Source organism: Streptomyces sp. NPDC048291, from assembly GCF_043201715.1.
Lineage (GTDB): Bacteria > Actinomycetota > Actinomycetes > Streptomycetales > Streptomycetaceae > Streptomyces.
Genome location: NZ_JBICZC010000029.1, coordinates 1 through 12071, shown reverse-complemented (window position 1 = coordinate 12071; position 12071 = coordinate 1). Strand labels below are relative to the sequence as shown.

Genomic DNA, 12071 nt, shown 5'->3' with positions numbered 1-12071 from the left:
CGTTCTGCGTCACGCCGGCGAACCGCCCGGGTCCGCGGGTCCCTCCGCGCGTGCCCTGACCTGCTCCGGCGTCAGATACGTGTCCGTGTACTCGAAGTCCTTGAGCCGGGCCGGCTTGCGGGACTGGAAGCCCGTCCGCACGAAGTCGTCGCCGGCCACCGCGTTCAGCAGCCAGTTGGTCGCGACCCGGGTCTTGGCCACGTTGGTGCGCAGCGCCGACCAGTGGTAGCCGCGGGCCACCGCCTGGGCGGGCAGCCCGCGCAGCTCGATGCCGAGCGGCTTGGAGACCGCGTCCTTGCCGCCGAGGTCCACCACGAGGCCCAGGTCCTTGTGCACGTAAGGGTGGAGCGCCTGGCCCCGCAGGGCCGCGATGACGTTGTCGGCGACCACCTTGCCCTGCCGCATGGCGTGCTGCGCGGTCGGCGGGCAGACCGCGCCCGCCTCGTCCTTCGCCTTGTCCGGTACGGCCGCCGCGTCACCGAGCGCGAACACCCCGTCGTGGCCGGGCAGGGTCATCTCGGCGGTGACCGCGAGCCGTCCCCGTACCGTCTCCGCGCCCATGGTGGCGATCAGCGGGCTGGCGACCACCCCGGCCGTCCAGATCAGCGTGTGCGTGGGCACCACCCGGCCGTCGGTGAAGGTGACCTCCTGGTGGCCGGCCTTCTCGATCGACACCCCGAGAGAGACGTCGACACCGCGGCGGCGCAGGATCTCCTGGGCGCTGCGGCCGAGCTTGTCGCCGAGTTCCGGCATCAGCTTGGGGGCGATGTCGATCAGGTGCCACTTGATCAGCTTCGGGTCCAGGTTCGGGTAGCGGTGCAGCGCCGCGTGCGTGAGCTTCTGCAGGCAGGCCGCGGTCTCGGTGCCCGCGTACCCGCCGCCGACCACCACGAACTGCAGCCGTGCGGCCCGTTCGGCCGGGTCGTTGCTGGCGTCGGCGAGATCGAGCTGGGCGATGACGTGGTCGCGGATGTAGGCGGCCTCGGCGAGGGTCTTCATGCCGAACGCGTGCTCGGTCAGGCCGGGGATGTCGAAGGTGCGGGTGACACTGCCCGGGGCCAGCACGATGTAGTCGTACCGCTCGTTGACCAGCTGGTCGGTTATGGTCCGGACGACGCACACCTTGGACTTGAGGTCCACGCCGATCGCGCCGCCGGGGAGGATCCGGGTGCGGTACCTCTTGCTGCGGCGCAGCGAGACGGCGATCGACTGGGGCGTCAGCACGCCCGAGGCGACCTGCGGCAGCAGGGGCAGATAGAGCTGGTAGGAGGTCGGCGACACCAGGGTGACGTCGGCCTCGTCGGGCGAGAGCTTCCGCTCCAGGCGGCGCACGCACCCCACTCCGGCGAAGCCTGCGCCCACCACCAGGATCCTGGGTCGTGTCACGGTGTATCCCTTTCCGCTGCTCCAGGCCGTCCGGCTCGACGCCGTCCGGGTGCCCGGGAGCGCTTGCTTCGCACCACATCGATCCCACCGTGCCCGACGCCGTTCCGCCAGCCGGGCGGAGCAGGCAGCCGAACGCGTGGGCTCCAGCATGCCCCTGGATCGCCGGGAGAAACCGGCAGTCGTACAGATATGCGCCGGACTCCCGTCCGGTCAAAGGCCGTCACATGACGATCACATACGCCAGTAGAGTGCCCGCCATGGCGCAGACCCAGCCCGGAACGGGCTTCCAGAAGCGGCACATCGACCGCGACCGCGTGACCCCGCTGGTGGCCGCCCTGGACTCCCAGGACGCCAACCCCGGCGTACGGCGGCTGCGCGCCTGGGCCGAGGAAGCACTCGCGCTGCGGTCAGGCGAGCGGATTCTCGACGTCGGCTCCGGCACCGGCTCGCAGACCCGGGCGCTGGCCGCCGCGCTCGGCCCGGACGGGGTCGCCATCGGCGTCGAGGTCAACCCGAGTCTGCGCGCGGTCGCCGAGGAGCGGTCCGCCGACAGCAGGGCCCGCTTCCTGCAGGGCGAGGCGGAGGCGCTGCCGGTACCGGACGGCTCGATGGACGTCGTGTGGTGCGAGCGGGTCCTCCAGCACCTGCACGAACCCGACCGCGCGATAGCCGAGATGGCGCGGGTGCTGCGCCCCGGCGGCAGGGTGGCGGTGCTCGACACCGACTGGGGGACCACGCTGCTGCACCCCGGCGACCCGGTGGTGGTGGGCGCCCTGACCGCGGCCGCCCTCAACGGTGCCAACCCCTACTCCGGGCGCCGCCTGGTCGGCCAGCTGAGCGCCGCCGGGTTCGTCGTGGACGACCGCGGCTCGCAGGCCCTGCTCCAGGACCACGGCTCGGTCGCCTGGCCGCTGATCCGCATGCTCGGCGAGGCCGCCGTGCGCACCGGCGCCGTCACCGAGGAAGAGCGGGACACGCTGTACGCCGATCTCGCCGAGGCCGCCCAGCAGGGCGCGGTGCACATGTCGGTGACGATGTTCGGGGTGGTCGCGCACCGGCCCGAGTGACCGCACCCGGCCCTCGGCGCGGCGCCCGTCACCCGCGCGTCCCTCACCAGGGCAGGAAGGCGTGCACGTCCTTGCCGTCCGCGGTGACGACCACGCTGACCTGGTCGCACAGGGTGTGCAGCAGGTGCCACCCGACGCCGCCCCCGCCCCCGTCCGGATGGAAGGGCCGTGGCTCGGGCCGGACCCGGCTGGAGTCGTGCATCGTGACGTGGACCCCGTCGTACGTGCGGCGCATCCGCAGTTCGAAGGGGCCCGGGGCGTACTGGACGACGTTGGCGGCCAGCTCCGTCACCACCAGCAGGATGTCGTTCCAGCAGTCGGGACGGGTGGGCGGCGAGGTGCGCGCGAGACCCGCGAGGTAGCCGTCGGCCGCGAGCCGGGCACCGGTCACATCGCGGAGCCGGCCCGGGAAGGGGACCGTGCATCCGCCGGTCTCCTGCGCGGATCCTCTGTCGTCCCGCCGTGGTCCGGTCCCCATCTCGGCTCTCTCAGTCCCGGAAAGGCGCTCTCGTCGCGCTGGTCCCTTCTCCTTCGCGGCGAGTTCCCACCCTGGCACCGGATACGCGTGATCCGCTCACCGGAACACGTTGTCGGAGTCGTCCCAGTCCGCCGGTTCGGGCTGGCCCGGGCGGCGCACCGCCTGCGAGCGGGCCTGGTACATGGCGTCGATCTCGGCCGCGTAGTGCCGCGCTATGGCGTCCCGGCGCAGCTTCATCGACGGCGTCAGCATGCCGTTGCCCGGGGCGAACGGTTCCTGGAGCACCCGGTAGACCCGGATCGACTCGGCGCGGGACACCACACTGTTGGCGGACGCGATGGCGCGGGCGATCTCCTCGCGCAGCGCGTTCTCCTCCCGCGCCTCGCGCCCGGGCGAGTCGCCCGCGACCGCCAGTCCGCCCCGCCAGTGGGCCAGGAAGTCCGGGTCCAGGGTGATCAGCGCGCCCACACACGGCCGGTCGTCGCCGACCACCACCGCCTGGTGCACCAGCGGATGCATCCGCAGCCGCTGCTCCAGCGGGGCCGGTGCCACGCTCTTGCCGCTGCTGGTGATGATGATGTCCTTCTTGCGGCCCGTGATGGTCAGATAGCCCTCGGAGTCCAGCCGCCCGATGTCCCCGGTGGCCAGCCAGCCGCCGCGCAGCGCGGCCCGGGTCGCGTAGTCGTCACCGACGTATCCCTGGAACACCGAAGGACCGCGCACCAGGATCTCGCCGTCTTCGGCCACCTGGATCTGGGTGCCCGGCAGGGCCTGGCCCACCGTGCCCGACTTCTCCCGGCCCAGCGGCTGCATGGTGATCCCGCCGCTGGACTCGGTGAGGCCGTAGCCGTCGTGGACGTACATGCCGATGCCCTCGTAGAACAGGGTGAGTTCACGGCTGAGCGAGGAACCGCCGGAGGTGGCCCGCAGCACCCGCCCGCCGAGTGCGCCCCGCAGCTTGCGGTACACCGTCCGCTCGTACAGGGCGTGTTGCAGCCGCAGGTCGAAGCCCGGTCCCGAACCGGTGCCCAGCCGCTGCCGTTCCAGGGCCGCGGCGAAGTCCCGCGCGGTCTCCGCGGCCCGCTCGAACAGGGCACCCCGGCCGTGCTGCTGCGAGGTGCGCAGGAAAGTCTTGTACAGCTTCTCCAGCACCGACGGCACCGCGTACAGATAGGTCGGCCGGAACGTGCCCAGCGCCGCGGCCAGCGCGGCCTCGGTCATCTCCGGCTCGTGCCCCATCAGGATCCCGCCGCGCAGGCAGATCACCATGATCATCAGCCCGTACACGTGCGAGAACGGCAGGAAGGCCAGGACGGAGGCCTGTTCGCCGGGGCGGGACGCGGTGTGCCCCCAGCCCGCCAGCAGGGTGTCGCACGGGTAGGCGAGCCCCTGGTGGCTCAGCGCGCAGCCCAGCGGACGGCCCGAGGTGCCCGAGGTGTAGGTGATGGCCGCCGTCGAGTCGGGCATCACGATCCGGCGCAGCGACTCCACCGTGGTCAGCGGGACGAACGTGCCCTTCCGCACCAGCTCGGGCAGCGCCCCCGCGTCCAGCTGCCACACGTGCTTGAGCCCGGGCAGCCCCTCGCACACCGTGCCGACGGTCATCACCGCCTGCTCGTCCTCGACCACCACGGCCACACAGCGGGCGTCCCGCAGGATCCACTCGACCTGGTCCCGCGAGGACGTCGGGTGGATCGGGACGACCTCGGCCCCCACCGACCACAGCGCGAGGCCGATCACCGTCCACTCGTAGCGTGTCCGCGCCATCAGGGCCACCCGCTGCCCGGGCGAGATCCCCGACGCGATCAGCCCCTTGGCCAGGTCGACCACCTCGTCCCGCAGTTCGACCGCGGTGACCTCCTCCCAGCCCGCGGGGGCGCCCTCGGGCCGGCGCGCCAGCACCGGCAGGGTGGGATTCCGGTCCGCCGTCTCGAAGACGCTGTCGGCGAGCCCGCCGGACAGGGTCGAAGCGGTCGTCGGAGCGAGGGCGTAGTCGCGCATGCGCTGCTCCTGGATGTACGGAGGGTTACCCTCCCGATCGGTACTGTTGTCGACGCGGGTCGAATCTAGCCCAGGGAAGTGCGGCTCGTGTCGGGAACGGTCAACTCGCTTCGTCCCGATGACAGAGCTCAGCGCCGGAGGTCAGCCCTGGGTGCGGCGCACGCACTCCACGACGACATCCCGCAGGCTCCCGGTGCGCGCCAGGAACGACCGCTGCTCGCGGGCGCCGGTACCCCTGTGCAGCAGCTGTGCGACGGCCTCCTCGGCGCCGACCGTGTCACCGCTGTCGGCGAGCGCCTCCGCGGTGTGCGCGAGGAGCGCGCGCACCACCTCGACGGCGGGCCGGGGCCGCATGGTCACCGGGTCGAGGAGGTCCTCCTCCAGGCCGAGGCGGGCGGCCTGCCAGGAGGCCAGCCTGAGCATGCTCACACTGGGGTCGAGCGGTGGCCGCCCGGCCCGCCAGTCCCGCGCGGCCGTCTCCACCAGGGCGCGGATGAGCGTGGCGACGAGGACGGTGGTGTCCGCCCGCAGGCACACGTCGGCCACCCTGATCTCCACCGTCGGGTAGCGCGTGGACAGCCGGGCGTCGAAGTACACCATCCCCGTGTCGAGGATGACCCCGCTGGCCACCATGTCCGCGACCCGCGTCCGGTACCGCTCGGGCGTGCCGAACAGCTCGGTCGGCCCCGCCGACGGGCCGCGCGCCCACAGCCGGCTGCGGAAGCTGGCGTAACCGGAGTCCCGGCCCTGCCAGAACGGCGAGTTGACGCTGAGCGCGCGCAGCACCGGGAGCCAGGGCCGGATCCGGTCGAGGACGGCGACGCCCTCCTCGTCGGACTCCACCGACACGTGCACATGGCAGCCGCAGACGAACCAGTCCACCATGGCGGCGCCGTACCGCCCGGCCATCCAGCGGTAGCGCTCCTGCCGGGTGAGCGCCGGGTCGACCGGCAGGGGGTAGGTGGCGAGCGCCGCGACCGCGCAGCCGATCTCGCCGGCCAGCCGGCCCGCCTCCTTGCGGCAGCCGACGATCTCGGCGCCGAGCTCCGCCATGTCCCGCTGCGGACTGGTCGCGAGCTCCAGCATCTGCCCGAACAGCTCGGTCTGGAACACGGCCTGTCCGGGATCGTCCAGGGTGGCCCGGTCGACGACGGCGGCCGACCGGGGCACCGGCTCCCCGCTGTCCGGGTGGACCAGCAGAAGTTCTTCCTCCACTCCGACGGTACGCAGCACGGGGAACCGCCCTCCGGCCGGGCCGCGACCGGGCGCGGCGGGGTCTTTCATCCCGGACTGCCCGGACCCGGGGGCGGAAACACGTGACGGCGTCCTCGGCGGGCTACGGGGCGACGGGCTCCAGCCACACCGTGCCCAGCGGGGGCAGGGTGAGCCGCAGAGCCCCGTCGTCGGCGAGCAGCGGCCCCCGGCTTACGACGTCCCCGCCGCCGTACCGGGCGCTGTCGGTGTTGAGGATCTCCCGCCAGACGGGCGTCCCCTTGGGCACGCCCAGCCGGTAGCCGGGACGGACCACGGGGGAGAGGTTGGAGACCGCCAGCAGCGGCCGGGCCTCGGCATCGAACCTCAGGAAGGCGAAGACGTTGTCCTCGGCCGCGTCCCCCAGGACCCACTGGAACCCCGCCGGATCGGTGTCCCGCTGCCACAGCGCGGGGTGCGCGCGGTACCCGGAGTTGAGATCGCGGACCAGATCTCGGACACCCCGGTGATCGGCCGCGGCCCCGTACCCGGGGTCGAGCAGCCGCCAGTCGGGGCCGTCGGCGTGGGACCACTCGCCGCCCTGGGCGAACTCCTGCCCCATGAAGAGCAGTTGCTTGCCCGGATGGGCCCACATGAAGGCCAGATACGCACGGTGGTTGGCGCGCTGCTGCCACCAGTCGCCGGGCATCTTGGAGACGAGCGAGCGCTTGCCGTGCACGACCTCGTCGTGGGAGATCGGCAGGACGTAGTTCTCGCTGTACGCGTACACCATCGAGAAGGTCATCTCGTGGTGGTGGTACTTGCGGTGCACCGGCTCGTGCTTGATGTACTCCAGCGAGTCGTGCATCCAGCCCATGTTCCACTTCAGCCCGAAGCCCAGCCCGCCGCCGTCGGTCGGCCGGGTCACCCCGTCCCACGCGGTGGACTCCTCGGCGATGGTCACGACTCCGGGCGCCCGCCGGTAGACGGTCGCGTTCATCTCCTGGAGGAACGCCACCGCGTCCAGGTCCTCGCGCCCGCCGAAGACGTTCGGCGTCCACTGCCCGGAGTCCCGCGAGTAGTCGAGGTAGAGCATCGAGGCGACCGCGTCGACCCGCAGGCCGTCGACGTGGAACTCCTCGCACCAGTACACCGCGTTGGCGACCAGGAAGTTGCGCACCTCCACCCTGCCGAGGTCGAACTCGTAGGTCCCCCAGTCCGGATGCTCGGCCCGCCGCTCGTCCCCGGGCTCGTACAGCGGGTCCCCGTCGAAGCGGGCCAGCGCCCAGTCGTCCTTGGGGAAGTGGGCCGGCACCCAGTCCATGATCACCCCGATGCCCGCCCGGTGCAGGGCGTCGACGAGGTACTTGAAGTCGTCGGGGGTGCCGAGCCGGGAGGTCGGCGCGTAGAAGCCGGTGACCTGGTAGCCCCAGGAGCCGCCGAAGGGGTGCTCGGCGACCGGCATGAACTCGACATGCGTGAAGCCCAGGTCGCCGACGTAGGCGGGCAGTTCCTCGGCCAGCTGCCGGTAGGTCAGGCCGGGCCGCCAGGACGGCAGGTGCACCTCGTACACCGAGAACGGCGCCTCGTGGACGGGGGTGTCGCCGCGGTGCGCCATCCACTCCGCGTCGTCCCACTCGTACCGGGACGCCGTCACGATCGAGGCGGTCGCGGGCGGCACCTCCGCCCGCCGGGCCATCGGGTCCGCCTTGAGGAACCGGCCGCCGTGCCGGGAGGTGATCTCGAACTTGTACCGGGCCCCCTCGCCCACCCCCGGCAGGAACAGCTCCCACACCCCGGCCGCGCCCAGCGAACGCATCGGGAACTGCGTGCCGTCCCAGCACGTGAAGTCCCCGGCCACCCGCACCCCCTGGGCGTTCGGCGCCCACACCGTGAACCGGGTGCCGGCCACCCCGTCATGGGTCATCGGCTCGGCACCGAGCGCCTTCCACAGCTGCTCGTGCCGCCCCTCCCGGATCAGGTGCAGATCGAACTCGCCGAGCGCGGGCAGGAAGCGGTACGGGTCGTGGACCTCGTGCGCGCCCGCCGCTCCGTCCTTCCCGCTCTCCGAGTCCTCCGAGTCCTCCGAGTCCTCTGCGTCCTCCGATTCCTCGTACTCGACGAGGAGGGTGTACGACGGGACCTCGGTGTACGGCAGCACGGCCGCGAAGAACCCGTCGTCCTCCGGGGCCAGGGGAGTGCGCACCCCGTCGACGACCACGCTCACGGCGCGGGCGTGCGGGCGCAGCGCGCGGAAGAGGGTGCCGCCGTCCACCGGGTGGGCGCCGAGCAGGGCGTGCGGATCGTGGTGGGTGCCCGCGAGCAGCCGCCCGCGGTCGCCGGCGTCCAGGGGCGGGGCCGTGGGACGGGAGGGGCCGGAGGGCTCCGGGAGCGAGGAGTCGCGCAGTGCCATGACGTCAGCCTCTCCAGCGGGCGAGCCGCTCGATCGCGGCCATCGGAACCGGAAGCCAGGCCGGCCGGTGCCGGGCTTCGTACACCACCTCGTACACCGCGCGGTCCGTCTCGTGGGCGCGCAGCAGTGCGTGCTTCTTGCGCGGGTCCCAGCCGGCCCGGGCAGCGTAACCCGCGCAGTAGGCCTCCCGGCAGCGGCGGGCCCACTCCGGGCGCCACGGGCGGCGCTGGCGGGCCGCGTAGTCGAAGGAGCGCAGCATCCCGGCGACGTCCCGCACCGGCGACTGGGTGCTGCGCCGCTCGGCGAGCGGCCGGGACGGCTCGCCCTCGAAGTCGATGACGAACCATTCGTGGTCCGCGCGCAGCACCTGCCCGAGATGGAGGTCGCCGTGGATCCGCTGGGCGAGCGGTCCCGCGTCACAGGTGGCGAGGGCGTCGAAGGCGCCGCGCAGCCCGGGGACGAAGGGCCGCAGGACCGGCACCGCGTCCGCGGCCTCGGCCAGCCGCGCCGACATCGCCTGTGCCGTGCGGCTGTGTTCGTCGTGCACGGCGGACGGGAAGGCGGCGGAGAGCGCGAGATGCACGTCCGCGGTGGCCCGCCCCAGCTCGTGCGCCTCGGTGGTGAAGTCGTCTCCGGCGGCGAGCGCGCGCAGGGCCAGGGTCCAGCCGTCGGCCGCGCCGGGCAGGAAGGGCTGGAGCACCCCGAGGGTCGCCGGGCTCGGCTCGGTGGTGCGGAACCAGGCCACCGGCGCCGGCACCCGGGCGCAGCCCTGCGCGGCCAGCGCGCCGGGGACCTCCAGGTCCGGGTTGACACCGGGCTGTATCCGCCGGAAGACCTTCAGGATGTAGGAGTCCCCGTACACCAGGGAGGAGTTGGACTGCTCGGCGTCCAGCAGCCGGGGGGCGAGCCCGCCGGGTATCCGGGCCTGAGGTGCGGTCTCGAAGCGCAGCGGGCCGGCCGTGCCGGGTATCCGCAGCCGCTCCAGGAGGAGTTCGGCGGCGCGCGGGTCGTACAGGGCGTCGTAGACGGCGAGTCCGGCCAGCGGGCCCTCCTCGGCCCGGCCTATGTAGGCCCGCTCCAGTCTGGGCGCGCGGTGTTCGCGGACGCCGAGCAGGAGCTGGTAGCAGTCACCGGACGGGGTGGTGCCCCCGTGGGGGGAGTGGTCGGCGTGCACCAGCAGGTGCAGGCACCCGGGGAAGAGTTCGGTCACGGACAGCACGGACAGCTCGGTGACGGGCCGGTCCTTGCCCGCGAACCAGCGCTGCCGGGGCAGCCAGTCGCGGAGCATCCCGCCCAGCGAGACCAGCGGCCGGTCGAGGCCGGCCGTCGTGCCCCTGGGCAGGTCGACTGTCTTCGTCATGGTGACGCGTCCTTTCCTCGGCTCCGCACGCTCAGCTCCGACGGCCGATGCGGGAGGCGACTCGGGAGAGCCGGAACCAGTAGAAGCCGTGCCCCGCGAGGGTGAGCAGATACGGCAGTTCACCGATGGCGGGGAACCGCACCCCGCCGATCAGCTCGACCGGATTGCGGCCGTCGTAGGCCCGCAGATCGAGCTCGGTGGGCTGGGCGAACCGGGAGAAGTTGTGGACACAGAGGACGAGATCGTCCTCGTACTCGCGCAGGAAGGCGAGTACGGCGGGGTTCGACGACTGGAGTTCGGTGTAGGACCCCAGTCCGAAGGCAGGATTCTGCTTGCGGATCTCGATCATGCGGCGGGTCCAGTGCAGCAGCGAGGACGGCGACGACATGGACGCCTCGACGTTGGTGACCTGGTAGCCGTAGACGGGGTCCATGATCGTGGGGAGGTAGAGGCGTCCGGGGTCGCAGGAGGAGAAGCCCGCGTTGCGGTCGGGGGTCCACTGCATGGGGGTGCGGACGGCGTCGCGGTCGCCGAGCCAGATGTTGTCGCCCATGCCGATCTCGTCGCCGTAGTAGAGGATCGGCGAGCCGGGCAGGGAGAGGAGCAGGGCGGTGAAGAGCTCGATCTGGTTGCGGTCGTTGTCGAGGAGGGGGGCGAGGCGGCGGCGGATGCCGATGTTGGCGCGCATACGCGGGTCCTTCGCGTATTCGGCCCACATGTAGTCGCGTTCCTCGTCGGTGACCATTTCCAGGGTCAGTTCGTCGTGGTTGCGCAGGAAGATGCCCCACTGGCAGCCGGAGGGGATGGCCGGTGTCTTGGCGAGGATCTCCGAGACGGGGTAGCGGGATTCCCTGCGCACGGCCATGAAGATCCGTGGCATCACCGGGAAGTGGAACGCCATGTGGCACTCGTCGCCGCCCTTTTCGTAGTCGCCGAAGTAGTCGACCACGTCCTCCGGCCACTGGTTCGCCTCGGCCAGCAGCACGGTGTCCGGATACATCGCGTCGATCTCGTGCCTGACCCGCTTCAGGAACTCGTGGGAGGCCGGCAGGTTCTCGCAGTTGGTGCCCTCTTCCGCGTACAGATACGGCACCGCGTCCAGCCGGAAGCCGTCGATGCCCAGGTCCAGCCAGAACCTCAGCGCGGCCAGGACCTCCTCCTGCACCGCCGGGTTCTCGTAGTTGAGGTCGGGCTGGTGCGAGAAGAAGCGGTGCCAGTAGTACTGCTTGCGGACCGGGTCGTGGGTCCAGTTGGAGACCTCGGTGTCGACGAAGATGATCCGTGCGTCCTGGTATTTCTTGTCGTCGTCGGCCCACATGTAGAAGTCGCCGTACGGGCCGTCCGGGTTCTTCCGGGACTCCTGGAACCACGGGTGCTGGTCGCTGGTGTGGTTGACGACGAAGTCGATGATGACGCGCATGCCGCGCTGGTGGGCGGCGTCGACGAACTCCACGAAGTCGGCGAGGTCGCCGAACTCGGGGAGTACGGCGGTGTAGTCGGAGACGTCGTAACCGCCGTCCCGCAGGGGGGACTTGAAGAAGGGCGGCAGCCAGAGGCAGTCGACGCCGAGCCACTGCAGGTAGTCGAGTTTCGCGGTCAGGCCCTTGAGGTCGCCGATGCCGTCGCCGTCGCTGTCCTGGAAGGAGCGGACCAGGACCTCGTAGAAGACGGCGCGTTTGAACCAGTCCGGGTCCCGGTCCCTGGCAGGTGTGTCCTCGAAGGTGTCCGGGACGGGGTCGTTGACAGTCATGACGCGCTGGGCCCTCCGTTCGCTGGTGTCGGCCGCCCTACCTGGAGCACGTGCGCCGGCGTCCGGCCGGGGACGAGGCGCACGTAGTTGGTCCTGCCCCATGAGTAGGTCTCACCCGTCAGTTCGTCCTGCACGGACAGGACGGCGTGCCAGTCCAGGCCGAGTTGCGGCATGTCCAACGAGACCGTGGCCTCCTGGGTGTGGTGCGGATCGAGGTTGACGACCACCAGAACCGTGTCCGCCCCGGTGCGCTTGCTGAACGCGATGACGGAGTCGTTGTCCGTCTGGTGGAAGCGCAGGTTGCGCAGCTGCCGGAGCGCGGGATGGCGGCGCCGGGCGGTGTTGAGGCGGGTGATGAGCGGGGCGATGCCGTCGGTGTCGGCGAGGTCCCAGTCCCGTGGCCTGAGCTGGTACTTCTCCGAGTC

Annotated in this window: 9 protein-coding genes; 1 reads left to right on the top strand and 8 read right to left on the bottom strand. The window is 71.8% G+C overall.

All coding sequences use genetic code 11. The features are described from left to right. Positions 1 to 9: 9 nt before the first annotated feature. Complete coding sequence (locus ACGF5O_RS47905; RefSeq protein WP_393816261.1) at positions 10 to 1386, bottom strand: NAD(P)/FAD-dependent oxidoreductase; 1377 nt, start codon at positions 1384 to 1386, stop codon at positions 10 to 12. 257 nt (positions 1387 to 1643) lie between these two features. Between ACGF5O_RS47905 and ACGF5O_RS47900 the strand changes: the two genes are divergently transcribed. Then, a complete protein-coding gene (locus ACGF5O_RS47900) occupies positions 1644 to 2453 on the top strand; it encodes a methyltransferase domain-containing protein (protein ID WP_393816260.1) in 810 nt (269 codons plus the stop codon). A 43-nt stretch (positions 2454 to 2496) separates the two neighbouring features. On the opposite strand, the gene ACGF5O_RS47895 is transcribed toward ACGF5O_RS47900, so the two are convergent. From ACGF5O_RS47895 to ACGF5O_RS47865, 7 genes are all read right to left on the bottom strand, one after another. Next, entirely contained in the window at positions 2497 to 2931 is a 435-nt protein-coding gene (locus tag ACGF5O_RS47895; protein WP_393816259.1) for an ATP-binding protein, read from the bottom strand. A gap of 96 nt (positions 2932 to 3027) precedes the next feature. Continuing rightward, positions 3028 to 4932: an AMP-dependent synthetase/ligase gene (locus ACGF5O_RS47890; protein ID WP_393816258.1), complete on the bottom strand. Its 1905-nt coding sequence runs from the start codon at positions 4930 to 4932 to the stop codon at positions 3028 to 3030. Between the two features lie 141 nt (positions 4933 to 5073). After that, a complete protein-coding gene (locus tag ACGF5O_RS47885; protein ID WP_393816299.1) occupies positions 5074 to 6162 on the bottom strand; it encodes a glutamate--cysteine ligase in 1089 nt (362 codons plus the stop codon). 106 nt (positions 6163 to 6268) lie between these two features. Then, a complete protein-coding gene (gene glgB, locus ACGF5O_RS47880; RefSeq protein WP_393816257.1) occupies positions 6269 to 8536 on the bottom strand; it encodes a 1,4-alpha-glucan branching enzyme in 2268 nt (755 codons plus the stop codon). A gap of 4 nt (positions 8537 to 8540) precedes the next feature. Further along, positions 8541 to 9896 carry a maltokinase gene (locus ACGF5O_RS47875; protein WP_393816256.1) on the bottom strand — a complete coding sequence of 452 codons (1356 nt, stop codon included), beginning with the start codon at positions 9894 to 9896 and terminating at the stop codon, positions 8541 to 8543. A 31-nt stretch (positions 9897 to 9927) separates the two neighbouring features. Further along, positions 9928 to 11646: a maltose alpha-D-glucosyltransferase gene (gene treS / locus ACGF5O_RS47870; protein WP_393816255.1), complete on the bottom strand. Its 1719-nt coding sequence runs from the start codon at positions 11644 to 11646 to the stop codon at positions 9928 to 9930. Next, positions 11643 to 12071: alpha-glucosidase C-terminal domain-containing protein (locus tag ACGF5O_RS47865; protein WP_393816254.1), on the bottom strand; the 429-nt coding region annotated here is incomplete at its 5' end. The genes ACGF5O_RS47865 and treS, both read right to left, overlap by 4 nt.